Genomic DNA, 26,714 nt, shown 5'->3' with positions numbered 1-26,714 from the left:
CCCGTATCGTTCTGCTTTACTGCATTTATACCGCGACAGCGCGCAACGATTCGCGCACCCTGTCGCGCCAATAACGCCCCATCGCACCCCTGACTGGAAATCTGATGACACCTAATGCCGAGTTCTACAAACCGAGCACTGAATATGCCGACAAGCTGATCAGCCAGATCGGTCAGACGCCGTCCTGGATTGCCAAGCGAATCGGCGTCACCGACAAGCGGATTCGCTACATCCTCGACGGCGAAAGAACCGTCAAAGGCGAAACCACGCCGATCCAGATGACCTACACCGAACAGTTCGCCCTCGAATGCCTGGCGGCAGCGGCCAAGGCCGGCAAGAAGCAATCCTCGTAATCGGTTCTCAAGGAGCGACCATGGCGGCAACCGAACAGCAGCATGAGCAAGCACTCAAGAGATTTCTCGATGAGCGCCCCGAGTTGCGCCACGACCTCGATCATCTCAACCCGTTGCTGGCCCAGGTCAAGGGCGAAACGCCGGCGCAGTACCGTGACGAACGCTTGCATGAAGCCTTCGAAGCCGAAGCCGAGCGCCTCGGACTGTTCGCCTGGGAACTGACCCTCAAATTGACCACCGCCACCCCTCAGGACTATGAGGCCCAGCGCCTTGAAGTACACCGCGAAGTCGCGGAAATGGCCGGGATGGATTGGCTGGAGTATTGCGACCTGTACGGGATAGAACCGCAACCGCGTTCAAGTCCGCACTGAGCGGTGTCCTCCAGGCTGTCATCGCGGGCAAGCCCGCAGGTTTTGTGGTCATACCGCAATCTTTGGCATGGCACAGATCACTGTGGGAACGGGCTTGCCCGCGAAGAGGCCCGCGCAGACAACATCACTTTAGCCGCCCCGCCGATAAAGCATTATCATGGCCACAGTTTCGCTGATCGAGTCCGTCATGAAGTTCGCCATCGCCGTATTTTCCGCCCCCCACGCGCCCTCCTCGCGCCGCGCCCTGCTGTTCGCCCAGGCCGCGCTGGCTGGCGGGCACGAGATTGTCCGGCTGTTTTTCTACCAGGATGGCGTCTACAACGCGTCCGCCAGCGTGGTCACGCCCCAGGATGAACCGGACTTGCCCAAGCAATGGCGGGCATTCGTCAGCGACCATCGACTCGATGGCGTGGTGTGCATCGCCGCCGCGCTGCGTCGTGGCGTGTTGAATGAAGAAGAAGCCAAGCGCTATCAACGCGAGGCGGTTGCCGTCGGTGCGCCGTGGGAATTGTCCGGCCTCGGCCAATTGCATGACGCGGCGCAGGATGCCGACCGTCTGATCTGTTTCGGAGGCGCATGACATGGCCAAATCCATATTGATCGTCAGCCGCCAGTCGCCATGGTCCGGCCCGGGCGCGCGGGAAGCACTGGACATCGTGCTGGCAGGGGGCGCTTTCGATCTGCCGATCGGCCTGTTGTTTCTCGATGACGGCGTGTTCCAGTTGGCCGCCAGTCAGAACGCCAGGGCCCTGCAACAGAAAGACCTGAGCGCCAACCTGCAAGCCCTGCCGATGTTCGGTGTCGAGGAACTGTTTGCCTGCGGAGACAGCATCGCCCAGCGCGGCCTGGACCCGAGCGGCCTGTCGCTGGAAGAAGCCCAAGTGTTGACCGCCCACGAAATCACCGCCCTCATTGACCGTTACGACCAGGTGATCACCCTCTGATGCCGACTTTGCATGTGTTGTCTCATTCCCCTTTCGGCGACGAACGCCTGACCAGTTGCCTGCGCGTGATCGGCGCCAACGACGGGTTGCTGTTGTCCGGTGATGCCACCTATGCGTTGCAACCAGGCACCGCGCCGTTCACGGCGCTCAGCGCACGCGGCCTGAAGCTGTTCGTGCTGGCCGAAGATGCCCAGGCCCGTGCGCTTGCAGTTCCAGACTGGACCAACGCCATCGATTACCCGGCCTTCGTCGAACTGTCGATTCACTACGACAAGGTCAACAGTTGGCTATGAATGCATTGACGGTCGGCGCCCGCGCCATCGAACTGGACAAGGACGGTTTCCTGGTCGAACTCAGTGACTGGTCCGCCGATGTGGCCAGTGCCCTGGCGGCTGCCGAAGACATCGAGTTGACGCCCGAACACTGGGAAGTCCTCGAACTGCTGCGCAGTTTCTACGCCGAATTCCAGCTGTCACCGGCCACCCGACCACTGATCAAATACACCGCCCTGAAACTCGGCCCGGAAAAAGGCAACAGCCTGCACCTGAACCGACTGTTCAAAGGCACTCCCGCCAAACTCGCCGCGAAACTGGCGGGCCTGCCCAAACCGACGAATTGCTTATGACCGATTACCCAGCACTGACACTCGAAACGCCCGCCGAGCATCCGTTCGCCCAGTTCGTGCGGATCCTTGGCAAAGGCAAGCGCGGCGCCCGTGACTTGACCCGGGTCGAGGCCCGCGAAGCCATGGGCATGGTGTTTGATGAAAAGGTCGAGGAAACCCAGCTCGGCGCGTTCCTGATGTTGCTGCGGCACAAGGAAGAAAGCGCCGAGGAAATGGCCGGTTTCACCGAAGCCCTGCGTGAACGCCTGAATCCTCCGGCGCTGGCGGTGGATCTGGACTGGCCGACCTATGCCGGCAAGAAACGGCACTTGCCGTGGTATCTGCTGGCAGCCAAGTGCCTGGCGCAAAACGGCGTGCGGATTTTCATGCACGGCGGCGGCGCCCACACGGCCGGTCGGCTGTACAGCGAGCAACTGCTGGGTGAATTGAACATCCCGCTGTGCCGCGACTGGCAACAGGTCGGCTCCGCGCTGGATAACGGCGGCCTGGCCTTCATGCCTTTGATGGACTGGGCGCCGCAGCTGCAACGCATGATCGACCTGCGCAACACCCTGGGCCTGCGCTCGCCGATCCACTCCCTGGCGCGGATTCTCAATCCGCTGGGCGCCCGTTGCGGCCTGCAGAGCATTTTTCACCCGGGCTATCAGGCCGTGCATCGCGATGCCAGCGGCCTGCTGGGTGACACCGCCATCGTGATCAAGGGCGATGGCGGCGAGATCGAGATCAACCCGGACGCCGACAGCCACCTGTACGGCACCACCGGCGGCGAGAGCTGGGACGAGGAATGGCCGCAGTTGTCGGCGCAGCGTCACGTCAAACCTGCCTCGCTTGACCCTGAACATTTGAAAGCGGTCTGGCGTGGCGATGTGGTCGACAGCTACCCGCAAATGGCCCTGATCTCGACCATGGCCCTGGCCCTGCGCGGCCTGGGACAGAGCCGCGAACAGGCCTTCGAAACCGCTGAAAAATACTGGGCCGCGCGGGACAAATCGATTTAATCGATCATTCTCGCCCGATCTTTGCGCTTTTTGTTCGAACTCATCGGAATAGACTCGACTCCATCGATTATGGGTTTAAGGAGTCTTGAACATGGGTTTGTTAGTGGATGGCCGCTGGCAGGACAAGTGGTACGAAAGCAGCAAGGACGGCGCGTTCCAGCGTGAACAGGCGCAGCGTCGCAACTGGTTGACCGCTGACGGCAAGCCGGGTCCGACCGGCGTCGGCGGTTTTGCGGCCGAGCCCGGGCGCTATCACTTGTACGTGTCGCTGGCCTGTCCGTGGGCCCATCGCACGCTGATCCTGCGCAAACTCAAAGGCCTCGAAAGGCTGATCGACGTCTCGGTGGTCAGCTGGTTGATGCTGGAAAACGGCTGGACCTTCGACCAGCACCTTGGCTCGACCGGCGACAAGCTCGATCACTTCGCCTTCATGCACCAGCGCTACACCGCCGACACCGCCGACTACACCGGCCGCGTCACCGTACCGGTGCTGTGGGACAAACAACAGAATCGCATCGTCAACAATGAATCATCGGAAATCATCCGCATGTTCAATGGCGCCTTCGACGATCTGACCGCTAACGACCTGGACTTCTACCCGGCGCCGTTGCGCGGTGAGATCGATGCGTTGAACGAGCGGATTTATCCGGCGGTGAACAATGGCGTGTACCGCGCCGGCTTTGCCACCTCGCAACAGGCTTATGAACAAGCTTTCGATGAGGTATTTGCCGAACTGGACCGCCTGGAGTTGCTGCTGGGCGCCAACCGTTATCTGGCTGGCGAGTGCCTGAGCGAAGCGGACATCCGCCTGTTCACCACGCTGATTCGCTTCGATGCGGTGTACTACGGGCACTTCAAGTGCAATCTGCGGCGGATTGCCGATTATCCGAACCTGTCGAACTGGCTGCGGGAGATTTATCAGTGGCCGGGGATCGCCGAGACGGTGGACTTCACCCACATCAAAAACCACTACTACGCCAGCCACCGCACCATCAACCCGACGGGCGTGGTGCCAAAAGGGCCAGCCCAGGACTTCACCGCGGCCCATGATCGGGAGCGGTTGAGCGGGAAAGGGGTTTGGCGCAGGGGTTGAGATTTGTGCAGGTTTTGAAGGCCCCATCGCGAGCAGGCTCGCTCCTACAGGGGATGTGTAAACGACACAAGTCCACTGTAGGAGCGAGCCTGCTCGCGATTGAGGTCGACGCGGTACTCAGACGTCTGATTGAGCCCCTTCGAACCACGCCAGTTTCTCGCGCAGTTGCACCACTTCACCGACGATCACCAAGGTCGGCGCATGCACTTCATGCTCCGCCACCAGGCGTGGCAGGTCCGCCAGGGTGCCGGTAAACACCCGCTGGTTGACCGTGGTGCCCTGCTGGATCAGTGCCGCCGGGGTATCGGCGGCGCGACCATGCTTGATCAACTGCTCGCAGATGATCGGCAAGCCCACCAGCCCCATGTAGAACACCAGGGTTTGCGCCGGGGCCACCAGATCGGCCCAGGGCAAATCGGTGGAACCGTCCTTCAGGTGCCCGGTGACAAAGCGCACCGACTGCGCATAATCGCGGTGAGTCAGCGGAATCCCGGCATAGGCTGCGCAACCACTGGCCGCCGTGATCCCCGGCACGACCTGGAACGGGATGCCATGGGCAGCCAATTCTTCGATCTCCTCGCCACCACGACCGAAGATGAACGGATCACCGCCCTTCAATCGCACCACACGCTTGCCTTGCTTGGCCAGGTCCACCAATTGCTGGTTGATCTGATCCTGCGGCACTGCATGATCAGCACGACGCTTGCCGACGTAGACCCGCTCGGCGTCGCGACGGCACAGTTCGAGAATCGCTGGCGCCACCAAGCGGTCGTACAGCACCACGTCAGCTTGCTGCATCAGACGCAGTGCCTTGAACGTCAGCAGGTCGGGGTCACCTGGCCCTGCGCCCACCAGATAGACCTCACCGGTAGCCACTGGCGCTTCGCCATCGATTTTCGCCTGGAGCAAGCGCTCGGCTTCACCGCCCTGCCCGGCCAGTTGCCGATCGGCAATCGGTCCCTGGAAAACATCTTCCCAGAACGCCCGACGCTGCTGCACATCCGGAAACAGGCCTTTGACCTGATGACGGAATCGCGCCGCCAGCCCGGCCAGGTGACCGTAGGTGGAAGGAATCCAGGTTTCGATCTTGGCCCGAATCAAACGCGCCAGCACCGGCGCATCGCCGCCGCTGGACACTGCAATGATCAACGGAGAACGGTCGACGATGGCCGGGAAGATCACGCTGCACAGGGCTGGCGCGTCCACCACATTGACCGGTACGCAACGCCGATGGGCATCGGCGGAGACTTGTGCGTTCAGCGTTTCGTCGTCGGTGGCGGCAATGATCAGCCCGCAACCGTCCAGATCCGCCTCGGCGTAGCCACGTAGCAGGCACTCGCCACCGCTGCCGGCAACCAGTTCGCGCAGTTGCGCTTCGATTTCAGGTGCAACCACCCGCAGCAGCGCACCGGCATCGGCCAGCAGGCGGGATTTGCGCAAGGCAATCTCCCCCCCGCCGACGACCAACACACGACTGCCGCGAAGGTTGTGAAACAGCGGCAGATAGTTCATTTAGCCGATAACCTCGAGGCCACCCATGTACGGTTTGAGGACTTCAGGCACGCGGATCGAACCGTCGGCCTGCTGATAGTTCTCAAGCACCGCCACCAGGGTACGACCGACCGCCAGGTCGGAGCCGTTCAGGGTGTGCACCAGTTCCGGCTTGCCGGTTTCCGGGTTGCGGAAGCGCGCCTGCATGCGGCGGGCCTGGAAGTCGCCGCAGTTGGAGCACGACGAGATTTCGCGGTACTTGTCCTGGCTCGGGATCCACACTTCCAGGTCGTAGGTCTTGACCGCGCTGAAGCCCATGTCGCCGGTGCACAGCGCCAGGGTGCGGTAAGGCAGTTCCAGCAGTTGCAGGACTTTCTCGGCGTTGGCGGTCAGGCCTTCCAGCGCTTGCATCGACTGCGACGGCTCGACGATCTGCACCATTTCAACCTTGTCGAACTGGTGCTGGCGGATCATGCCGCGGGTGTCGCGGCCCGACGCGCCGGCTTCACTGCGGAAACATGGCGTGTGGGCGACGAACTTGATCGGCAGCAGTTTCGAATCGACGATTTCGCCGGCGACGATGTTGGTCAGCGACACTTCGGCGGTCGGGATCAGGTACAGATCGGCTTCGCCTTCGCGGGCGATCTTGAACAGGTCTTCTTCGAACTTCGGCAACTGGCCGGTGCCTTGCAGCGCCGGGGCCTGGACCAGATAAGGCGTGTAGGCCTCTTCGTAGCCGTGCTCGGTGACGTGCAGGTTGATCATGAACTGCGCCAGGGCGCGGTGCAGACGGGCAATCGGGCCGCGCAGCAGGGCGAAACGGGCGCCGGACAGCTTGGCGGCGGTTTCGAAGTCCAGCCAGCCGAACTTCTCGCCCAGGGCGACGTGGTCCTGAACCGGGAAATCGAAGGCTGTCGGGGTGCCCCAGCGGCGCACTTCGACGTTGCCGTCTTCGTCTTCGCCGACCGGTACCGATTCGTGCGGCAGGTTGGGGATACCCAGCAGGATCGAGTCCAGATCGGTCTGGATCGCGTCCAGTTCGACTTTACCGGCGCTCAATTCGCCCGCCATGCGCTCGACGTCCGCCATCAGCGGCGCGATGTCTTCACCGCGCTGCTTGGCCTGACCGATGGATTTGGAGCGCGCATTACGTTCAGCCTGCAGTGCTTCGGTGCGGGTCTGGACGGTCTTGCGCTGTTCTTCCAGCGCTTCGATGCGCGCAACATCCAGGGTATAGCCACGGGATGCCAGGCGGTCCGCTACGTCCTGAAGGTTGCTACGTAACAGTTTGGAATCGAGCATGTCGGTTTCTCGTTTATCAAAGTTTGGTCAAGGACAGGCCGGCCCAGGTGGCAAGCAGCCCGCCGAATACGCTGAGCGCCGCATAGCCCAGGGCCAGCGGTACTTGCCCGCTTTCCAGCAGGCGCACCGTATCCAGTGAAAAGGATGAAAAAGTCGTCAGCCCCCCGAGGAAGCCGACCATCAACCCGGCACGCACCTCGATGGGCACCTCCGGGCGTATCAAAAACAGACCGTATAAAACGCCGATCAGCAAACAGCCCACGATATTAACGGCCAGCGTCGCGGTATAGAAGTGCCGTGGCCAATTCGCGTTGATCCAGTTGCCGGTGGCGAAGCGCAACAGAGTGCCGGCCATCCCGCCGACGGAAACCGCAACGATCAAGGGAAGCACTATTTTCTCCGCTGCCTTGGGCTTAAACGGTCGAGTTTCGCCAGGTGATTGAGCTTCTCTCCGATCTTCAACTCAAGGCCACGGGGCACGGGCTGATAGAACGGGATCGGGTCGAGTTCTTCCGGGAAATAGTCTTCGCCGGCAGCATAGGCGTCCGGCTCATCGTGGGCATAACGGTATTCATCGCCATAACCCAGCTGTTTCATAAGCTTGGTCGGCGCGTTGCGCAGGTGCAGCGGCACTTCCAGCGAGCCGTGTTCGGCGGCGGCGCGCAGTGCGGTCTTGAAGCCCATGTACACCGCGTTGCTCTTTGGCGCGCAGGCCAGATAGGTGATGGCCTGGGCCACCGCCAGCTCGCCTTCGGGGCTGCCCAGGCGTTCCTGCACTTCCCAGGCCGCCAGGCACAGGCTCAGGGCCCGGGGGTCGGCATTGCCGATGTCTTCGCTGGCCATGCGCACCACGCGCCGGGCCAGGTACAAGGGGTCGCAACCGCCGTCGATCATCCGCGCAAACCAGTACAGCGCACCATCGGGGTTGGAGCCGCGCACCGATTTATGCAGCGCGGAGATTTGGTCGTAGAACGCTTCACCGCCCTTGTCGAACCGCCGGCGGGTATCGCCAAGCAGGCTTTGCAGGAGCTCGGTGCCGATCTCGCTGTTGTCCTCGGCCAGGTCCGAGGCGTTTTCCAGCAGGTTGAGCAGGCGCCGGCCATCACCATCGGCGGCCGACAGCAGCATCTGGAAGCCTTCGTCGCTGAGGGTCAGGTTTCGCTTGCCCAGGCCACGCTCCTCGGTCAGCGCACGGTGCACCAGTTTGCGCAGGGCCGCTTCGTCGAGGCTCTTGAGCACATAGACCCGCGCCCGGGAGAGCAAGGCGTTGTTGAGTTCGAACGAGGGGTTTTCCGTGGTCGCGCCGATGAAAATCAGCGTGCCGTCTTCGACATAGGGCAGAAACGCATCCTGCTGGGACTTGTTGAAGCGATGCACTTCGTCGACGAACAGGATGGTGCGGCGGCCGTACTGCGCGGCCTGCTGCTTGGCGATTTCCACCGATTGGCGGATCTCCTTGACCCCGGCCAGCACCGCCGAGACCGTTTCGAAGTGCGCGTCCGAGACTTCCGCGAGCAATCGCGCCAGGGTGGTTTTGCCGACCCCGGGCGGGCCCCAGAAAATCATCGAATGCAGGGCCCCCTGCTCCAGCGCTTCGCGCAAGGGCTTGCCGCGAGCGAGCACGTGCTCCTGACCGACGTACTCGTCCAGATTGGCCGCACGCAAGCGGGCGGCCAAAGGCTGGGCGATGGGGGTGCTGCGAAACAGGTCCATGGCTATCTCTGAAACCTCACTGGGTCTGACGCCGATTCTGTAGGAGCGAGCCTGCTCGCGATGGACGTCAACGATAACGCTGGCAGCCTGACACCCAGCGGTGTCCTGGAGTTCATCGCGAGCAGGCTCGCTCCTACAAGGTTCGGCGTTTTACTCTTGAATTACATCCGCACCCTTGGGGATGTCGAACTTGAACTTCGACGCCGGGATCGGCTCGTTGGCCTTCACCCCGGTGAACAGGATGTTGGTGCGCTGGCCGACGCTGTCGATCAATTGCATGTCGTTGAGCAGACCGTTGCGGAACGACAGACGCAGGTTGTCGAACAGAGTGTCCTTGGTTTTCGGCTTCAAGGTGAAGTCGATCACGCCACCGGCCTCTTTCGCGGTGATGTCGAAACTCTGGCTGATCTTCGACACGTCACCGGACAACAGCAGAGCCGGGGTCTGGGTCAGACGCTCGTCCAGCTTCTTGATCGTCGCCTGTTCCAGATCCGGATCCCACAGAGTGACTTTCTTGCCGTCGGATACCATGGTCTGCTCGGCCGGCGCATTAGTGTGCCAGTAGAACAGGCCCGGGCGCTGCAGCGTCATGTCGCCGCTGGTTTCCTGCAACTGGGTGCCGCTGCCGTCGAGGGTCAGCTGCGAAAAGTTGGCCGTCAGCGTCTTGGATTTTTCCAGCAGTTGGGTCAGGCGTGCCACGTCCTTGTCATCGGCGTTAGCCTGGAGCGTGGTCAAGGCCAGTACCGGCAGCAACAGCATGCGGATCAGACGCATGGGAGTCCTCATAACATTCGTGGGAGTGCGGGCGGCGCCGAAGGCACCACCCCTTTCAAACTCGGGTCAGTCGCGCACCGGGTCCGGGGCCAGGACTTCACGCGAACCGTTGGTGTTCATGGACGTCACGACCCCGGCCATTTCCATGGCTTCGATCATGCGCGCGGCACGGTTGTAGCCGATCTTCAGCTTGCGCTGAACCGCGGAAATGGAGGCGCGACGGCTTTCCAGCACGAACTGCACGGCTTCGTCGTACAGCGCATCGGCCTCGGGATCGTCTCCGTCGCCGCCACCGCTGCTGCCTTCAAAGCCGCTGCCCGCCTCTTCGACCCCATTGAGAATGTCGTCGTTGTATTCCGGCGCGCCCCGCAGCTTCCAGGCTTCCACCACGCGGTGAACCTCATCGTCGGACACGAAAGCACCGTGAACACGAATCGGCAGGCTGGTGCCCGGCGGCATGTAGAGCATGTCACCGTGACCCAGCAGTTGTTCGGCGCCGCCCTGGTCGATGATGGTCCGGGAGTCGATCTTGCTCGATACCTGGAACGCCATGCGGGTCGGGATGTTGGCCTTGATCAGACCGGTGATCACATCCACCGACGGACGCTGGGTAGCCAGGATCAAGTGGATACCGGCCGCACGCGCCTTTTGCGCGATACGGGCGATCAGTTCTTCAACCTTCTTGCCCACGATCATCATCATGTCGGCGAATTCGTCGACTACGACCACGATGGTCGGCAACTTGCTCAGCAGCGGCGCTTCGTCGTGGATGCTTTCGCGCTTGTACAGCGGATCGCTCAACGGCTCGCCGGCGTCCTGGGCTTCCTTGACCTTGGCGTTGAAGCCCGACAGGTTTCGCACACCCATCTTGGCCATCAGCTTGTAGCGTCGCTCCATCTCGGCAACGCTCCAGCGCAGGGCGTTGGCGGCGTCCTTCATGTCGGTGACCACCGGGCACAGCAGGTGCGGAATGCCTTCGTAGATCGACAGTTCGAGCATTTTCGGGTCGATCATGATCAGCTTGGCGTCTTCCGGGCCGGACTTGAACAGGATCGACAGGATCATCGCGTTCACACCCACCGACTTACCGGAACCGGTGGTACCGGCCACCAGCAAATGTGGCATTTTCGCCAGGTCGGTGATGACCGGCTTGCCACCGATGTCGTGGCCCAGGGCCAGGGTGACCGGCGACTTGAAGTTGTCGTACTCGGGGGTCGACAACACCTCGGAGAAGCGCACGATCTGCCGGTCTTCGTTGGGAATCTCGATACCGACCGTGGTCTTGCCCGGAATAACTTCCACCACGCGCACGCTGGTCACGGCCAGGGAGCGCGCAAGGTCTTTGGCCAGGTTGGAAATACGGCTGACCTTGACCCCGGCCGCCGGCTGGATTTCGTAACGGGTGATCACCGGGCCCGGGTGAATCGAATCCACTGTGACTTCGACGCCGAATTCCTTGAGCTTGATTTCCAGCAAGTGGCCAACCGCAGCCAGGGATTCGGGCGAGTAATTGAGCTGTTTCTTTTCCGCCGGGTCGAGAATCGAGATCGGCGGCAAGGTGCCTTCCACGGCGCTGTCGACGAACAGTGGCGCCTGCTTCTCTTTTTCGACGCGCTTGCTCGGTGCGGCGGGCTTTGGCGGCGCGGGCGCAATCACCGGCGGCACCTGCTTCTCGCGCTCGGACATGTGCTTGCTCAGGGCTTGCTCACGCTCGATCAGGCGCTCCTTGACCTTGGCCTGCTCGCGCTTGTCGGTGACGGTCGGCGCGACCACTTCATCCATACGGTCGTCGACTTCACGCAACTGGGCGACCAGCTGTTTGCGCTCGGTACGGGCTGCCCACCAGCGATTGGCGGCGCCCTGGAACAGTTCGAACAGGTCGAGGGTGATCTTGCCAGTGATGTCCATCACTTTGAACCACGACAGGTCGGTAAACACGGTCAGGCCGAACAGGAACAAGGCAATGAACAACAGCGTGCTGCCCTGGATATTCAGGGCGTTCCTGGCCAGTTCGCCGAGGCTTTCCCCCAGCGCACCGCCCGCACCGGCCGGCAGACCGGTCGCGGCATGGAAATGGATATGGGCCAGGGCGGCGCCCGACAGCACCAGGAACACCAGGCCGATCAGGCGCCAGGAGAACAACCAGCCGCTCCATTGCCACGGTTCGTGGCGCTGGCGGAAGATCTGGTACGCCTTGACGGCCAGCAGCAACGGGAAGATGTAGGCGAAGTAACCCAGCACCATGAACAGGATATCGGCGCTGTAGGAGCCCGCTGGTCCGCCGAAGTTCTGCACGTCGTCGATCTTGCTGTTATGACTCCAGCCCGGATCATCCTTGCCATAGGTCAACAAGGCCATCATCAGGAACAGGCACAAGGCACCGATGGCGATCAGCGCACCTTCCTTGAGTCGGTAGTGCAAGTGCTGGCGCCAGAGTGGTACGACGGCTGGTTTAGGTGCTGCGGTGGATTTCTTCAAAACGCTTCTTTTCCTGCGCCTATGGCGCGTCCATCTGATGAATGTCTATAAAAACTGCAAAAAAACTGCCCAATCCAGGCAGGTAAAAAAGTTAACACGCGTTACCGGGACTACTTTTAACACTGCGCCCCGGTTTTTATAAACATGGCGCGCACTGAATATAGGTAACACGCAGGGCATTGTACGGGTTTGTACGCACGACGCCATGCTTGAGATCCTTGGGTGTAGCATAGTCAAAAGCATATGACATGCTGTTCAATTTGAGCATGCATTCTCTTTTGTGACAAAGGCTTATGAGGTGTTTTTATGAGCGAAGCGAAGCATTCACGCCTGATTATCCTGGGCTCCGGCCCCGCTGGTTACAGCGCGGCCGTTTATGCCGCCCGTGCCAACCTCAAGCCCGTTGTCATTACCGGCATCCAGGCAGGCGGCCAACTCACCACCACCGTTGAAGTGGATAACTGGCCAGGGGACGTTGAAGGCCTGACCGGACCGGTGCTGATGGATCGCATGCAAAAACACGCCGAGCGCTTTGCCACCGAGATCGTTTACGACCACATCCATACCGCCAAGTTGCAACAACGGCCGTTCGAGCTGATCGGCGATGGCGGCATCTACACCTGCGACGCACTGATCATTGCCACCGGTGCCTCCGCGCAATACCTGGGCCTGCCGTCGGAAGAAGCGTTTGCCGGCAAAGGGGTGTCGGCATGCGCGACCTGCGATGGATTTTTCTATCGCAATCAGGTGGTTGCGGTAGTCGGCGGCGGCAACACAGCGGTCGAAGAAGCCTTGTACCTGTCGAACATCGCCAAGGAAGTGCACCTGATTCACCGCCGCGACAAGCTGCGTTCGGAGAAGATCCTCCAGGACAAACTCTTCGAAAAAGCCGCCAATGGCAATATCCGCCTGCACTGGAACCAGAACCTGGACGAAGTGCTCGGCGATGCCAGCGGCGTGACCGGCGCCCGCCTGCGGGACAGCCACACCGGCGAAACGAAGGAACTGCCGCTGGCCGGGGTGTTTATCGCCATCGGCCATAAACCCAACACCGACCTGTTCGCGGGCCAACTTGAAATGCGCGACGGGTATCTGCTGGTCAAGGGTGGCAGCGAAGGCAATGCCACCGCTACGGCGATTGCCGGGGTGTTTGCCGCCGGCGACGTGGCCGACCACGTTTATCGCCAGGCCGTTACGTCTGCCGGGGCCGGTTGCATGGCGGCGCTGGACGCTGAAAAATACCTCGACGACATTCCTGCCGTTTAAAGGCAAACTTTATGGCGGGCCAAAACCCGCCACTGCCCTCCCCTTCTGCAAGCCCGGATGCCATGCTGACTTGGTTACAACGCAACACCTTGCATTTCCCACCGCTGGAAAAGGCCATGCGCGACCCCAACGGGCTTCTGGCTGCCGGGGGCGACCTGTCCGCCGATCGGCTGATCTCGGCTTATCGCCACGGCTGCTTCCCCTGGTTTTCCGAAGGCCAGCCGATCCTCTGGTGGTCGCCGGACCCACGCACGGTTCTGTTTCCCGACGAATTGCACGTCTCGCGCAGCCTGAACAAACTGCTGCGTCAGCAACGCTATCAAGTGACCTTTGACCAGGACTTCGCCGCCGTCATCCGTGCCTGTGCAGCCCCTCGGGAATATGCTGACGGCACCTGGATCACCGAGGCCATGCAGGACGCTTACATCGAACTGCACAGGCGCGGGCATGCGCACTCGGTGGAAGTGTGGGACGGGGACGAACTGGTCGGTGGGTTATATGGCCTGGCAATGGGCCAGCTGTTTTTCGGCGAGTCCATGTTCAGCCTTGCCGACAACGCCTCGAAATTCGGCTTTGCCACACTGGTCCGGCATCTGAAAGACTCGGGGTTCGTGTTGATCGACTGCCAGATGCCCACCGACCACCTGCACAGTCTGGGCGCCCGGGCGATTGCGCGCCGCGAGTTTGCCAATTACCTTGCGCAGCATCTGGACCAGCCCAGCAGCGCCAATTGGGTTTGCTGAGCGACATTTGCGCGCGTGGCTTACACTTATTCAAAAGCATTATCCCGAGGGTTGATCATGACCGAGTTGGCGCGTTTGAAGTTCTATGCCACTCAGCCGCACTCTTGCAGTTATCTGCCCGAGGAGCAGGCCACAACCCTGTTCCTCGACCCTAGTCAGCCCATGGATGTGCATGTCTACGCAGACCTGTCGGAGATGGGGTTTCGTCGCAGTGGCGACCATCTCTACCGGCCGCATTGCCAGAATTGCAATGCCTGCGTTCCGGCGCGCATTCCCGTGGGGCAGTTCACGCCCAACCGGCAGCAGAAACGCATCTTCAAGCGCAACACGGATTTGCAGGTGCGTCCGGCCAGGCCCGGCTTCAACGAAGAGTACTTCGACCTTTACCAGCGCTATATCGAACAGCGTCACGCCGATGGCGACATGTACCCGCCGAGTCGCGACCAGTTTTCGACATTCCTGGTGCGGGACCTGCCGTTTTCAAGATTTTATGAGTTTCGCCTGAACGGCCGGCTGCTGGCCGTCGCCGTGACCGATTTACTGCCGAACGGTCTTTCGGCGGTCTACACCTTCTACGAACCGGCTGAAGAGCGCCGCAGCCTTGGGCGCTATGCGATTCTCTGGCAAATCGCCGAGGCCAGGCGGCTGGGACTGGAGGCGGTCTACCTCGGCTACTGGATCAAAAACTGCAAAAAAATGAACTACAAGACTCAATATCGCCCTATTGAGTTGCTGATTAATCAGCGCTGGGTGGTTCTAAACTAGAGCAGGCCCTAAACCCCTTGGCTTAAACCCCACTTTTCGGGCACAATGCACGCCGCTTTTGCCTGGCGCAGTTGCACCGGGCCATTCATTGGACACCGAGGGCTTTACTGCATGTCGAAAGAAGACAGCTTCGAAATGGAAGGCACTGTCGTCGACACCCTGCCCAACACCATGTTTCGTGTGGAGTTGGAAAATGGGCACGTCGTAACCGCGCACATCTCCGGCAAGATGCGCAAGAACTACATCCGTATTCTTACCGGCGACAAAGTGCGCGTAGAGCTGACTCCCTATGACTTGAGCAAAGGGCGCATCACTTACCGCGCCCGCTAAGGTAGGAGCGAGCTTGCTCGCGAAAAACCTGAGGGCACCGCGTCAAGTCAGAGTCCCCGCATCATCATTGACGAACATCGCGAGCAAGCTCGCTCCTACAGAGATAGAGTCCACTCGCTATGCAAGTCAATACAAGACGCCCGGCTCATGCCGGGCGTTTTTGTTTATCTGCGATTTGAAGCTCACCGCAACTTCAATGTGGGAGCGAGCCTGCTCGCGAAAGCGGTGGGTCAGCCAATGAAGCAGCGACTACCAGATCCAATCGCGAGCAGGCTCGCTCCCACAGGGGCTCGACGCATTTCTTCAAGACAACAAAAAGGCGCCTCCCGGCGCCTTTTTGTTTTGCTTCTGAACGTCAGGCCATCTCGGCCGTGGTCTCGAACTCGAAGGTCAGTTCGCCGTCCTTGATGTCGATGTGTACCACACCGCCATGCTCGGCCAGTTCGCCAAAGAGAATCTCCTCCGCCAGCGGACGCTTGATCTTGTCCTGGATCAGGCGAGCCATTGGACGAGCACCCATCGCCGCATCGTAGCCACCTTCGGCCAGCCAGTTGCGGGCTGCATCGGTGACCTCCAGCAACACACGCTTGTCTTCCAGCTGCGCCTGAAGCTCGGTAAGGAACTTGTCCACCACGCTCTTGATGACCTCATGACTGAGGCGACCAAACTGGATGATGGTGTCCAGACGGTTGCGGAACTCCGGCGTGAAGCTCTTCTTGATCACTTCCATCGCATCGGACGAGTGATCCTGATAGGTGAAACCGATCGAAGCGCGTGCTGCGGTCTCGGCGCCGGCGTTGGTCGTCATGATGACGATCACGTTACGGAAATCCGCCTTGCGCCCGTTGTTATCGGTCAACGTACCATGGTCCATCACCTGCAGCAGCAGGTTGAAGACTTCCGGATGCGCCTTCTCGATCTCATCGAGCAACAGCACGCAGTGTGGCTGCTTGGTGATGGCTTCGGTCAGCAGACCGCCCTGATCGAACCCGACATAACCTGGAGGCGCACCGATCAGACGCGATACAGTGTGGCGCTCCATGTACTCGGACATGTCGAAACGAATCAGCTCGACACCCAACGCCTTGGCCAGCTGACGCGCCGCTTCGGTTTTACCGACACCGGTAGGCCCTGCGAACAGGAACGAACCCACAGGCTTGTCAGGGGACTTGAGGCCGGCACGGGACAGCTTGATCGCGGTTGCCAGCGAGTCGATCGCGGCATCCTGACCAAACACGGTCAACTTCAGGTCACGCTCGAGGTTACGCAGCAGCTCCTTGTCGGAACTGGTGACGTGTTTTGGCGGAATCCGCGCGATTTTCGCGACGATGTCCTCGACTTGCGGCACTTCGATGCGCTTCACACGCTTCTCGACCGGTTGCAGGCGCTGGTAGGCACCCGCCTCGTCGATGACGTCGATGGCCTTGTCCGGCATGTGTCGATCATTGATGTATCGCGAAGCCAGTTCGGCAGCCGCGCGCAGGGCTTCATCGCTGTATTCGATATTGTGATGGCTTTCGAAACGCCCCTTCAGGCCGCGCAGAATGCCAATGGTGTCTTCCACCGAAGGCTCCGACACATCGACCTTCTGGAAGCGCCGGGCCAAGGCACGGTCCTTCTCGAAGATGCCGCGGAACTCCTGGAACGTTGTGGAGCCGATGCAACGGATATCACCGGACGACAGCAACGGCTTGAGCAGGTTCGAGGCATCCATGACGCCACCGGACGCGGCGCCCGCACCAATGATGGTGTGGATCTCGTCGACGAACAGGATCGCCTGCGGACGTTTTTTCAGCTCATTGAGCAACGCCTTGAAGCGCTTCTCGAAATCGCCACGGTATTTGGTACCGGCCAGCAAGGCACCCAGGTCGAGGGAGTAAACCACGCTGTTGGCCAGCAGGTCCGGCACCTGGTTGTCGACAATGCGCTTGGCCAGGCCTTCGGCAATCGCGGTTTTACCCACGCCCGCCTCGCCTACCAGCAGCGGATTGTTTTTGCGACGACGCGCCAGGATCTGCGCGACGCGCTCGACCTCCAGCTCACGACCTACCAGCGGATCGATGCGACCCTGGCGCGCGAGTTCGTTGAGGTTACTGGCATAAGCATCCAGAGGATTACCTGAGGAAGAAGACTCACCGCCCTCGTCGTCCTGCATATCTTGCTCACCTTCAGAGTGATCGCCATGCCCCGGCACCTTGGAAATGCCATGGGCGATGTAGTTGACGACATCTATACGGGCAACGCTCTGCTGTTTCAGCAGGAACACCGCCTGACTCTCTTGCTCACTGAAGATCGCGACCAGCACGTTGGCGCCAGTCACTTCGCGTTTGCCCGAGCTCTGTACGTGAAACACAGCACGTTGCAGTACACGCTGGAAGCCCAGGGTTGGCTGGGTTTCGCGATCCTCGTCATGAACAGGGATCAATGGCGTGGTGGAGTCGATGAACTCCTGCAGGTCATGCTTGAGTTTGTCGAGGTTTGCGCCGCACGCACGCAGAACGGTGGCGGCAGCCTCATTGTCCAATAGGGCCAGCAGGAGGTGTTCGACGGTCATGAACTCATGACGCTTCGAACGAGCTTCCTTGAAGGCAAGATTGAGGGTGACTTCGAGCTCGCGGTTTAACATAGCTTCACCTCATACCCAAGTGGTCGGCGATTAACCGTCCTTCTCGATTTCACAGAGTAGCGGATGCTGGCTTTCCCTGGCGTACTGGTTGACCTGCATGGCCTTGGTCTCGGCGATGTCACGGGTAAACACTCCACATACTGCCCGCCCTTCTGTGTGGACGGCCAGCATGACCTTGGTCGCCAGCTCGCGATTCAGGTTAAAAAACACCTCGAGCACTTCGACGACGAAATCCATCGGTGTGTAGTCATCGTTGAACAAAACCACCTTGTACATCGGCGGCGCCTGTAGTGCAGGCTTTGCCTCCTGAACAGCAATGCCTGCGGAATCGTCGTCGTGTAAATCAGGGCGATCCTGATTGAATGTTAGTCGAATCTGGCTGATTGCATGCATGGAAAGAAAGGTTCGTCAGTTGTTCAAATACAGTGGTGGGGGCGGCTATCAGCGTTTTCAACTCCGACTGCCGAGTCAGCTTGACTATCGGCAAAAGGGTGTTACAACCAATAGAGCCCACAGTGGGTAAAAAAGGTCCGCGGAGTCAATCTTATTTACAGATTCGACTGCGGATGTACTGGATGATACTCCAGTGATGGAGTCTGTTGCAGAGGGAGTTGGGTATGGCTGTCGGCAAGGTGAAGTGGTTCAACAATGCCAAGGGTTACGGATTCATCAACGAGGAAGGCAAGACAGAAGATCTGTTTGCCCATTACTCAGCCATTAAAATGGATGGTTATAAAACCCTGAAAGCCGGGCAAGCTGTCGTATTCGATATCATCCAGGGCCCCAAAGGCCTGCACGCGGTCAACATCGGCAACCCGGTAGATACCTCGAAAGCCACGACACCCACAACTGAAGAGACCGTTGAGGTTTAACACCGCAGCGTCAACCAGTCATAAAAAAACCGCCTGATTCAAGCTCTTGAACCAGGCGGTTTTTGTGTGCCTGCGTTTTCTTACATGTGCGAGATCAGCGCATCACCGAAGCCGGACGACGACACCAGCTTGGCACCTTCCATCAGGCGCTCGAAGTCATAGGTCACGGTCTTGGCGGAAATCGCGCCGTTGGTGCCCTTGATGATCAGGTCGGCCGCTTCGGTCCAGCCCATGTGGCGCAGCATCATTTCAGCGGACAGGATCAGCGAACCCGGGTTGACCTGGTCCTTGCCGGCGTACTTCGGTGCCGTACCGTGGGTGGCTTCGAACATGGCCACGGTGTCGGACAGGTTGGCACCCGGCGCGATACCGATACCGCCCACTTCCGCCGCCAGGGCGTCGGAGAGGTAGTCGCCGTTCAGGTTCAGGGTCGCGATCACATCGTACTCGGCCGGGCGCAGCAGGATCTGCTGAAGCATGGCGTCAGCGATGGCGTCCTTGACGATGACGTTCTTGCCGGTTTTCGGGTTCTTGAACTGCATCCACGGACCGCCGTCGAGCAGGGTCGCGCCGAACTCTTCGGCCGCCACTTCATAGGCCCATTCCTTGAAGGCACCTTCGGTGAACTTCATGATGTTGCCTTTGTGCACGATGGTCAGCGAATCGCGATCGTTGTCGACCACATATTGCAGGGCCTTGCGTGCCAGACGCTTGGTGCCTTGCAGGGACACCGGCTTGACGCCGATACCGCAGTTCTCGTCGAAACGGATCTTGGTAACGCCCATTTCTTCTTTCAGGAACTTGATGACCTTGGTGGCTTCCGGCGTACCGGCCTTCCACTCGATGCCGGCGTAGATGTCTTCGGAGTTCTCGCGGAAGATGGTCATGTCGACATCGCCTGGCTTCTTGACCGGGCTCGGCACGCCTTCGAACCAGCGCACCGGGCGCAGGCAGACGTACAGGTCGAGTTGCTGACGCAGGGCCACGTTCAGGGAACGGATACCGCCACCGACCGGGGTGGTCAGCGGGCCCTTGATGGAAACCACGTAATCCTTGACCGCGTCCAGGGTTTCCTGAGGCAGCCAGGTGTCCTGATCGTAAACCTGAGTCGCTTTCTCCCCGGCGTACACTTCCATCCAGGAAATCTTGCGCTCGCCGCCGTAAGCCTTCTTAACAGCAGCATCGACAACCTTGATCATGACCGGGCTGATGTCGACGCCAATGCCGTCGCCTTCGATGAAGGGGATGATCGGGTTATTAGGAACATTGAGAGAATGGTCTGCATTGACGGTGATTTTGTCGCCGACGGCTGGAACCTGAATCTTCTTGTAACCCATGCTGAACTCCATTGATTGGATTGAACATCTGGCTTGGTTCGAGCGTAACCCAGTTGAATCGGCGCGCAAACCCTATGTTCCATCGATCTGGCGCAAAGCCTTGCAACTCGCGCGCTACAAGCCTGAAAGCAAAGGGAAAAACGCCAAACTCAAGCACGACGAATGACTCTACGCCCTGGTCGCCCCTGCGACCTTTAGACCAATGGACGACATTCGTTGCATATGAACCATCGGCAGATTGCCAGCTACCTATGTATAATGCCGCCCGCTGACCACAGGGTCACGACGGAGGAAGTGCTCTACGATGAGACTTTCCGCCCGGCAAGCCGGCCTGTTATCGCAGTCCGGCTACTTGACGCCCTACTGATGCACCCAACATCACAGCAACGAAACCTCGATATTCGGCTCATGGATGACTTTGAAACGAACGCGCTTACCCGGCGCCCTCGAGTTTCTGCGCACGCTTTAGCAAAGAAGAGAGAGTTAATCCGAATATGCCCACCCGCTCGAAGATCATCTATACCTTCACCGACGAAGCTCCTGCCCTCGCCACCTATTCACTGTTGCCTATCGTAGAGGCGTTCACCGCCTCGGCTGATATCGCCGTTGAAACCCGCGATATCTCTCTTGCAGGGCGCATCCTGGCCAGCTTCCCCGAGCAACTGGGTGACAAAGCCGTAGCCGACCACCTCGCCGAACTGGGCGCCCTGGCCGTTACGCCTGAAGCCAACATCATCAAATTGCCGAACATCAGCGCCTCGGTTCCGCAACTGCAAGCCGCAATCAAAGAGCTGCAAGCTCAAGGCTTTGCACTGCCGGACTACCCTGAGACCGTCACCAGCGACGCCGACAAAGAAGCCAAGGCGCGTTACGACAAGATCAAGGGCAGCGCCGTGAACCCGGTCCTGCGTGAAGGCAACTCCGACCGTCGCGCGCCGCTGTCGGTCAAGAACTACGCACGCAAGCACCCGCACAAAATGGGCGCCTGGGCCAAAGACTCCAAGTCCCACATCGCACACATGAGCACCGGCGATTTCTACGGCAGCGAAAAAGCCGCCCTGATCGACGCCGCTGACGCCGTGAAAATCGAACTGATCGCTCAAGACGGCACCGCCACCGTCCTGAAAGAAAAGACCAGCGTACAAGCCGGCGAGATCCTCGATTGCGCGGTATTGAGCAAAAACGCCCTGCGCAGCTTCATCGCAGCCGAAATTGAAGACGCCAAGGCACAAGGCGTGCTGCTGTCGGTTCACTTGAAAGCCACCATGATGAAGGTCTCCGACCCGATCATGTTCGGCCAGATCGTTGCCGAGTTCTATAAAGACGCACTGGCCAGGCACGCTGACGTGCTGGCACAGATCGGCTTCAACCTGAACAACGGCATCGGCGACCTGTACGCTCGCATCAAGGCCTTGCCTGCCGAGCAGCAAGCGGCCATCGAAGCTGACATCCAGGCGGTCTACGCCGTTCGCCCTTCCCTGGCGATGGTCAACTCCGACAAAGGCATCACCAACCTGCACGTGCCGAGCGACGTCATCGTCGACGCCTCGATGCCGGCGATGATCCGTGACTCCGGCAAGATGTGGGGCACCGACGGCCAGCTGCACGACACCAAGGCCGTGATCCCGGATCGCTGCTACGCCACCATCTACCAGGCTGTGATCGAAGATTGCAAAGCCAACGGTGCGTTCGATCCAACCACCATGGGCAGCGTGCCGAACGTTGGCCTGATGGCGAAGAAAGCCGAAGAGTACGGCTCCCACGACAAGACTTTCCAGATCAAGGCTGACGGCGTTGTTCGCGTCACCGACAGCAAGGGCAACCTGCTGATGGAACAGGCTGTCGAGGCCGGCGACATCTTCCGCATGTGCCAGACCAAAGACGCGCCGATCCAGGACTGGGTCAAACTGGCCGTCAACCGTGCTCGTGCAAGCGCGACCCCGGCGATCTTCTGGCTGGACCCGATGCGCGCCCACGACGGCGTGGTGATCGAGAAAGTTCAGGCTTACCTGAAGGATCACGACACCGCCGGCCTGGACATCCAGATCATGGCGCCGGTCGACGCGATGAAGTACACCCTGCAGCGCACCCGCGCAGGCAAAGACACCATCTCGGTGACCGGCAACGTACTGCGCGACTACCTGACCGACCTGTTCCCGATCATGGAACTGGGCACCAGCGCCAAGATGCTGTCGATCGTGCCGCTGATGAACGGCGGTGGCCTGTTTGAAACCGGCGCCGGCGGTTCGGCTCCGAAGCACGTTCAGCAACTGCTGGAAGAAAACTTCCTGCGTTGGGATTCGCTGGGTGAATTCCTGGCCCTGGCTGCGTCCCTGGAACACCTGGGCGTGACCTACAACAACCCCAAGGCGCTGGTTCTGGCCAAGACCCTGGACCAGGTCACCGGCCAGTTCCTGGACAACAACAAGTCGCCATCGCGCAAAGTCGGCAACATCGACAACCGCGGCAGCCACTTCTACCTGGCGCTGTACTGGGCTCAAGCCCTGGCTGCCCAGACCGAAGACGCTGCACTGCAAGCGCAGTTCGCGACCCTGGCCAAGACCCTGACCGAGAACGAGGCGACCATCGTTGCCGAACTCAATGCCGTTCAGGGCAAGCCAGTCGACATCGGCGGTTACTACCACGCCGACGCCGAGCTGATCAGCAAGGCCATGCGCCCAAGCGCGACCTTCAACGCGGCGGTAGCTGCGCTGGTGTAAGGTTGTAAGGGAACATCACAAACCCCGGCCCTGTGCCGGGGTTTGTGTTTTCAGAATTCACACAAACCCATTGTAGGAGTGAGCCTGCTCACTCCTACATTGGACTGTGTTTCAACTTTGGAATTTGAGGACATCTCATGGACTGGAAACCCCACATCACCGTCGCCACCATCGTCGAAGACAACGGCCGCTTCCTGATGGTCGAAGAACTCAAGCACGGGCGCGCAGTGCTCAATCAACCTGCCGGCCACCTGGACCCGAACGAAACCCTGACCGAAGCCGCCGTGCGCGAAACACTGGAGGAAACCGGCTGGGACGTCGAACCCACCGGCGTACTGGGCATTTACCTCTACACCGCCCCGAGCAACGGCGTGACCTACCAGCGGGTCTGCTTCATCGCAAAACCACTGAAACACCACCCGGATTATCAACTGGACGACGGCATCGTCGGCGCCAAGTGGTTGACCCGCGAGGAATTAATCGAGCAGCGCGACAACTGGCGCAGTGAACTGATCATCCGCTGCATCGACGACTATCTGGCAGGTCAACGCTTCGGCCTCGAATTGATCCGTCCTTCTCTTTAGCCATGCAGGCTCCAGCCTGTTAGAATCGCGTCCTTTTTCAAGACACTCATTGAATCCCTATGCGTGATCCAGCCCCTTCTGACACACAAAAGAAGCGCGTCATTGTCGGCATGTCCGGCGGCGTGGACTCTTCCGTTTCCGCCCTCCTGCTGATCGAGCAGGGTTATGAGGTGGAAGGCCTGTTCATGAAGAACTGGGAAGAAGACGATGGAACGGAATACTGCACCGCCATGGATGACCTGGCGGACGCCCAGGCCGTGTGCGACAAGATTGGCATCAAGCTGCACACCGCCAACTTCGCCGCCGAGTACTGGGACAACGTGTTCGAGCATTTCCTGGCTGAATACAAGGCCGGTCGCACGCCGAACCCGGACATCCTGTGCAACCGCGAAATCAAGTTCAAGGCGTTCCTCGACTACGCCATGATGCTGGGTGCCGACCTGATCGCCACCGGCCACTACGTGCGTCGCCGCGACATCGATGGCCGCACCGAACTGCTCAAGGGCCTGGACCCGAACAAGGACCAGAGCTACTTTCTGCACGCCGTCGGCGGTGAACAGATCGCCAAGACTCTGTTCCCGGTCGGCGAGCTGGAAAAACCGCAAGTGCGCGCCATTGCCGAGAAATACGAATTGGCGACCGCGAAGAAAAAGGACTCCACCGGAATCTGCTTTATCGGCGAACGCCGCTTCAGCGACTTCCTCAAGCAGTACCTGCCGGCGCAACCGGGCGAGATCAAGACCACCGAAGGTGAAATCATCGGCCGCCACCACGGCCTGATGTACCACACCATCGGCCAGCGCCAGGGCCTGGGCATTGGCGGACTGAAAGATGCCAGCGACGAGCCGTGGTACGTGCTGATCAAGGACCTGGAACACAACGAGCTGATCGTTGGCCAGGGCAATGATCACCCGTGGCTGTTCTCCCGTGCCCTGCTCGCTTCCGATATCTACTGGGTCAACCCGATCGACCTGAGCCAGCCACGCAAGCTGACCGCCAAGGTTCGTTATCGCCAGAGCGACCAGCCGTGCACCCTGGAAAAAACCGCCACCGGTTATCGCGCGACCTTCGATGACCCGCAACGCGCGGTCACTCCAGGCCAGTCCGTGGTGTTCTACGACGGTGAAATCTGCCTCGGCGGCGGCGTGATTGAAGTCGCCGAGCCGTGGACGAGCAAGGGCCAGGCCCAATGAACCCGATTCAGGAGCAACTGACGGCACTGGGTGGCGTGTTTCTCGCCGCGGTGCTGGTGGACAGGATCGCCAAGACCGGCCAGACCAACGAAGCCGGGCTGACCTGCATGCTCGGCAGCCTGCTGATTCGCGACCCCAAGGACACACTGGAAGTCTATGGCGGCGACGACATCAACCTGCGTGAAGGCTATCGCGCCCTGATCGGCGCCCTCGAACGCGACCCGAGCGCCCTGCAGCGCGAGCCGCTGCGCTACGCCCTGGCCATGCTCGGCCTTGAGCGTCAGCTGGCCAAGCGCAACGACATGCTCGACGTGATCGGCAAACGCCTGCCGCAGATTCAGTCCCAGGTGGAACACTTCGGCCCGGCCCACGAAAACGTGGTCGCCGCCTGCGGCGCGCTGTACCAGGACACCCTGAGCACCCTGCGCCAACGCATCCAGGTGCACGGTGACATGCGCAACCTGCAACAACCGAGCAACGCCTCGAAAATTCGCGCCCTGCTGCTGGCCGGCATTCGTTCGGCGCGCCTGTGGCGGCAATTGGGCGGTCATCGCTGGCAGCTGGTGATCAGCCGTCGCAAATTGCTCAAAGAGCTTTACCCCTTGATGCGTAACGAATAACCCGCATCGACAGAACAGAACTCAGCAATACGCGTAATACGCCGGTCAGTTGGCGACGGACCGGCGGATTTTTTCATGTATGATACGCGCCCCATTTCGTTGCCCGACTGTCCGAGAACACCCCATGCAGCTCTCTTCGCTCACTGCGGTTTCCCCTGTTGACGGCCGCTACGCCGGCAAAACCCAGGCCCTGCGCCCAATTTTCAGCGAGTACGGCCTGATCCGTGCCCGCGTTCTGGTTGAAGTGCGCTGGCTCCAGCGCCTGGCCGCTCACCCTGCCATCAGTGAAGTGCCGGCGTTCTCCGCGCAAGCCAACGCTGTGCTCAACACCCTGGCGGAAAACTTCTCTCTGGAGCACGCCGAGCGCGTCAAAGAGATCGAGCGCACCACCAACCACGACGTCAAGGCCATCGAGTACCTGCTCAAAGAGCAAGCGGCCAAGCTGCCGGAACTGGCCAAGGTCAGCGAGTTCATCCACTTTGCCTGCACCAGCGAGGACATCAACAACCTGTCCCACGCCCTGATGCTGCGCGAAGGCCGTGATGACGTAATGCTGCCGCTGATGCGCCAGACCGCCAACGCCATCCGCGAACTGGCGATCCGTTTCGCCGACGTGCCGATGCTGTCGCGCACCCACGGTCAACCGGCCTCGCCGACCACCCTGGGCAAAGAACTGGCGAACGTGGTTTACCGTCTGGAGCGTCAGATCGCTCAGGTCGCCGCCGTTCCGCTGCTGGGCAAGATCAACGGCGCTGTCGGCAACTACAACGCCCACCTGTCGGCCTACCCTGAGATCGACTGGGAAGCCAACGCCCGCGCCTTCATCGAAGACGAGCTGGGCCTGGGCTTCAACCCGTACACCACGCAGATCGAACCGCACGACTACATTGCCGAGCTGTTCGACGCGATCGCTCGCTTCAACACCATCCTGATCGACTTCGACCGCGACATCTGGGGCTACATCTCCCTGGGTTATTTCAAACAGCGCACCATCGCTGGCGAAATCGGTTCGTCGACCATGCCGCACAAGGTCAACCCGATCGACTTCGAAAACTCCGAAGGCAACCTGGGTATCGCCAATGCACTGTTCCAGCACCTGGCGAGCAAGCTGCCGATCTCCCGCTGGCAGCGCGACCTGACCGACTCCACCGTACTGCGCAACCTCGGCGTCGGCTTCGCCCACAGCGTGATCGCGTACGAAGCGAGCCTGAAAGGCATCAGCAAGCTTGAGCTCAACGAGCAGAAGATTGCCGCTGACCTGGACGCCTGCTGGGAAGTATTGGCCGAGCCGATCCAGACCGTGATGCGTCGCTACAACATCGAAAACCCGTACGAAAAGCTGAAAGAACTGACCCGCGGCAAGGGCATCAGCCCGCAAGCGCTGCAGACTTTCATCGACGGGCTGGACATGCCGGCCGCCGCCAAGGCCGAGCTGAAATTGCTCACCCCGGCGAACTACATCGGCAACGCTGTAGAACAAGCCAGACGCATCTGATCGACCGCTAGACCCTTTTAA

At 60.2% G+C, this 26,714-nt stretch carries 28 protein-coding genes; 19 read left to right on the top strand and 9 right to left on the bottom strand.

Going from position 1 to position 26,714, the window contains the following annotated elements; translation table 11 throughout:
* Nucleotides 1-104 precede the first annotated feature (104 nt).
* The 8 genes from AC3ITA_RS10160 (at nt 105) to AC3ITA_RS10125 (ending at nt 4,384) form a co-directional block, all read left to right on the top strand.
* Nucleotides 105-353: a hypothetical protein gene (locus tag AC3ITA_RS10160; RefSeq protein ID WP_008049352.1), complete on the top strand. Its 249-nt coding sequence runs from the start codon at nt 105-107 to the stop codon at nt 351-353.
* A gap of 20 nt (nt 354-373) precedes the next feature.
* Nucleotides 374-724: a DUF6388 family protein gene (locus AC3ITA_RS10155; protein ID WP_150671692.1), complete on the top strand. Its 351-nt coding sequence runs from the start codon at nt 374-376 to the stop codon at nt 722-724.
* Nucleotides 725-911: 187 nt separating this feature from the next.
* Nucleotides 912-1,304 carry a sulfurtransferase complex subunit TusD gene (gene tusD, locus AC3ITA_RS10150; protein WP_414928113.1) on the top strand — a complete coding sequence of 131 codons (393 nt, stop codon included), beginning with the start codon at nt 912-914 and terminating at the stop codon, nt 1,302-1,304.
* 1 nt (nt 1,305) lies between these two features.
* Nucleotides 1,306-1,668 (top strand): sulfurtransferase complex subunit TusC, encoded by a 363-nt coding sequence (tusC, locus tag AC3ITA_RS10145; protein WP_095943736.1) that lies wholly within the window; start codon nt 1,306-1,308, stop codon nt 1,666-1,668.
* A complete protein-coding gene (gene tusB / locus AC3ITA_RS10140) occupies nt 1,668-1,961 on the top strand; it encodes a sulfurtransferase complex subunit TusB (RefSeq protein WP_489280162.1) in 294 nt (97 codons plus the stop codon). Before tusC ends, tusB begins: the two co-directional genes overlap by 1 nt.
* Entirely contained in the window at nt 1,958-2,293 is a 336-nt protein-coding gene (locus AC3ITA_RS10135; protein ID WP_046037873.1) for a TusE/DsrC/DsvC family sulfur relay protein, read from the top strand. Before tusB ends, AC3ITA_RS10135 begins: the two co-directional genes overlap by 4 nt.
* Nucleotides 2,290-3,291: a glycosyl transferase family protein gene (locus AC3ITA_RS10130; RefSeq protein WP_150671694.1), complete on the top strand. Its 1,002-nt coding sequence runs from the start codon at nt 2,290-2,292 to the stop codon at nt 3,289-3,291. Before AC3ITA_RS10135 ends, AC3ITA_RS10130 begins: the two co-directional genes overlap by 4 nt.
* A gap of 91 nt (nt 3,292-3,382) precedes the next feature.
* Nucleotides 3,383-4,384, top strand: a complete 1,002-nt coding sequence (locus AC3ITA_RS10125; protein ID WP_489280160.1) for a glutathione S-transferase family protein — start codon at nt 3,383-3,385, stop codon at nt 4,382-4,384.
* Between the two features lie 117 nt (nt 4,385-4,501).
* On the opposite strand, the gene cysG is transcribed toward AC3ITA_RS10125, so the two are convergent.
* The 6 genes from cysG to AC3ITA_RS10095 all read right to left on the bottom strand — a co-directional run bounded on the left by cysG (nt 4,502) and on the right by AC3ITA_RS10095 (nt 12,142).
* Nucleotides 4,502-5,896 (bottom strand): siroheme synthase CysG, encoded by a 1,395-nt coding sequence (cysG, locus tag AC3ITA_RS10120; protein ID WP_095943732.1) that lies wholly within the window; start codon nt 5,894-5,896, stop codon nt 4,502-4,504.
* On the bottom strand, nt 5,897-7,177 hold the full coding sequence (serS, locus tag AC3ITA_RS10115) for a serine--tRNA ligase (protein ID WP_489280158.1): 1,281 nt from the start codon (nt 7,175-7,177) through the stop codon (nt 5,897-5,899). It lies immediately after the preceding gene.
* Nucleotides 7,178-7,193: 16 nt separating this feature from the next.
* Nucleotides 7,194-7,568 (bottom strand): fluoride efflux transporter CrcB, encoded by a 375-nt coding sequence (gene crcB / locus AC3ITA_RS10110; RefSeq protein WP_008049383.1) that lies wholly within the window; start codon nt 7,566-7,568, stop codon nt 7,194-7,196.
* The gene (locus AC3ITA_RS10105) at nt 7,568-8,890 is read right to left on the bottom strand and encodes a replication-associated recombination protein A (RefSeq protein WP_095943730.1); all 1,323 of its coding nucleotides are present in this window, start codon (nt 8,888-8,890) and stop codon (nt 7,568-7,570) included. Before AC3ITA_RS10105 ends, crcB begins: the two co-directional genes overlap by 1 nt.
* Before the next feature lie 150 nt (nt 8,891-9,040).
* A complete protein-coding gene (gene lolA, locus AC3ITA_RS10100; RefSeq protein ID WP_095943729.1) occupies nt 9,041-9,664 on the bottom strand; it encodes an outer membrane lipoprotein periplasmic chaperone LolA in 624 nt (207 codons plus the stop codon).
* Nucleotides 9,665-9,730: 66 nt separating this feature from the next.
* Nucleotides 9,731-12,142, bottom strand: a complete 2,412-nt coding sequence (locus AC3ITA_RS10095; RefSeq protein ID WP_489280155.1) for a DNA translocase FtsK — start codon at nt 12,140-12,142, stop codon at nt 9,731-9,733.
* Nucleotides 12,143-12,448: 306 nt separating this feature from the next.
* Between AC3ITA_RS10095 and trxB the strand changes: the two genes are divergently transcribed.
* The 4 genes from trxB (at nt 12,449) to infA (ending at nt 15,246) form a co-directional block, all read left to right on the top strand.
* Nucleotides 12,449-13,408, top strand: coding sequence for a thioredoxin-disulfide reductase (gene trxB, locus AC3ITA_RS10090; protein WP_150671699.1), 960 nt, complete (start codon nt 12,449-12,451; stop codon nt 13,406-13,408).
* Between the two features lie 62 nt (nt 13,409-13,470).
* On the top strand, nt 13,471-14,151 hold the full coding sequence (gene aat / locus AC3ITA_RS10085) for a leucyl/phenylalanyl-tRNA--protein transferase (protein WP_414928093.1): 681 nt from the start codon (nt 13,471-13,473) through the stop codon (nt 14,149-14,151).
* 57 nt (nt 14,152-14,208) lie between these two features.
* Complete coding sequence (locus AC3ITA_RS10080) at nt 14,209-14,916, top strand: arginyltransferase (RefSeq protein WP_095943726.1); 708 nt, start codon at nt 14,209-14,211, stop codon at nt 14,914-14,916.
* Between the two features lie 111 nt (nt 14,917-15,027).
* Nucleotides 15,028-15,246, top strand: coding sequence for a translation initiation factor IF-1 (gene infA, locus AC3ITA_RS10075; RefSeq protein ID WP_002553999.1), 219 nt, complete (start codon nt 15,028-15,030; stop codon nt 15,244-15,246).
* Nucleotides 15,247-15,601: 355 nt separating this feature from the next.
* On the opposite strand, the gene clpA is transcribed toward infA, so the two are convergent.
* A complete protein-coding gene (gene clpA / locus AC3ITA_RS10070) occupies nt 15,602-17,872 on the bottom strand; it encodes an ATP-dependent Clp protease ATP-binding subunit ClpA (RefSeq protein WP_489280154.1) in 2,271 nt (756 codons plus the stop codon).
* Nucleotides 17,873-17,902: 30 nt separating this feature from the next.
* Nucleotides 17,903-18,265 carry an ATP-dependent Clp protease adapter ClpS gene (gene clpS, locus AC3ITA_RS10065; protein ID WP_015094394.1) on the bottom strand — a complete coding sequence of 121 codons (363 nt, stop codon included), beginning with the start codon at nt 18,263-18,265 and terminating at the stop codon, nt 17,903-17,905.
* A gap of 224 nt (nt 18,266-18,489) precedes the next feature.
* Here clpS and cspD point away from each other — a divergent pair, with 224 nt between their 5' ends.
* Nucleotides 18,490-18,744, top strand: a complete 255-nt coding sequence (gene cspD / locus AC3ITA_RS10060; protein ID WP_095943725.1) for a cold shock domain-containing protein CspD — start codon at nt 18,490-18,492, stop codon at nt 18,742-18,744.
* A gap of 80 nt (nt 18,745-18,824) precedes the next feature.
* On the opposite strand, the gene icd is transcribed toward cspD, so the two are convergent.
* Nucleotides 18,825-20,081, bottom strand: a complete 1,257-nt coding sequence (gene icd / locus AC3ITA_RS10055; protein ID WP_007972065.1) for an NADP-dependent isocitrate dehydrogenase — start codon at nt 20,079-20,081, stop codon at nt 18,825-18,827.
* Here icd and AC3ITA_RS10050 point away from each other — a divergent pair.
* The 6 genes from AC3ITA_RS10050 (at nt 20,080) to purB (ending at nt 26,693) form a co-directional block, all read left to right on the top strand.
* Nucleotides 20,080-20,247, top strand: a complete 168-nt coding sequence (locus tag AC3ITA_RS10050) for a hypothetical protein (protein WP_172435343.1) — start codon at nt 20,080-20,082, stop codon at nt 20,245-20,247. The two genes, icd and AC3ITA_RS10050, sit on opposite strands and share 2 nt — an antisense overlap.
* Nucleotides 20,248-20,575: 328 nt before the next feature.
* Nucleotides 20,576-22,801: an NADP-dependent isocitrate dehydrogenase gene (locus AC3ITA_RS10045; RefSeq protein WP_489280151.1), complete on the top strand. Its 2,226-nt coding sequence runs from the start codon at nt 20,576-20,578 to the stop codon at nt 22,799-22,801.
* A 137-nt stretch (nt 22,802-22,938) separates the two neighbouring features.
* On the top strand, nt 22,939-23,385 hold the full coding sequence (locus tag AC3ITA_RS10040) for an NUDIX hydrolase (protein WP_095943723.1): 447 nt from the start codon (nt 22,939-22,941) through the stop codon (nt 23,383-23,385).
* A gap of 59 nt (nt 23,386-23,444) precedes the next feature.
* Nucleotides 23,445-24,578, top strand: coding sequence for a tRNA 2-thiouridine(34) synthase MnmA (gene mnmA / locus AC3ITA_RS10035; protein ID WP_150735177.1), 1,134 nt, complete (start codon nt 23,445-23,447; stop codon nt 24,576-24,578).
* Nucleotides 24,575-25,198 (top strand): high frequency lysogenization protein HflD, encoded by a 624-nt coding sequence (gene hflD / locus AC3ITA_RS10030; RefSeq protein WP_008053455.1) that lies wholly within the window; start codon nt 24,575-24,577, stop codon nt 25,196-25,198. Before mnmA ends, hflD begins: the two co-directional genes overlap by 4 nt.
* Before the next feature lie 124 nt (nt 25,199-25,322).
* Nucleotides 25,323-26,693, top strand: coding sequence for an adenylosuccinate lyase (gene purB / locus AC3ITA_RS10025; protein WP_489280147.1), 1,371 nt, complete (start codon nt 25,323-25,325; stop codon nt 26,691-26,693).
* Nucleotides 26,694-26,714: the final 21 nt, after the last annotated feature.

This window comes from Pseudomonas sp. GL_090 (genome assembly GCF_057837765.1).
Note: the sequence above shows the minus strand (reverse complement) of the source record. Positions and strands in the feature narration are given on the sequence as shown.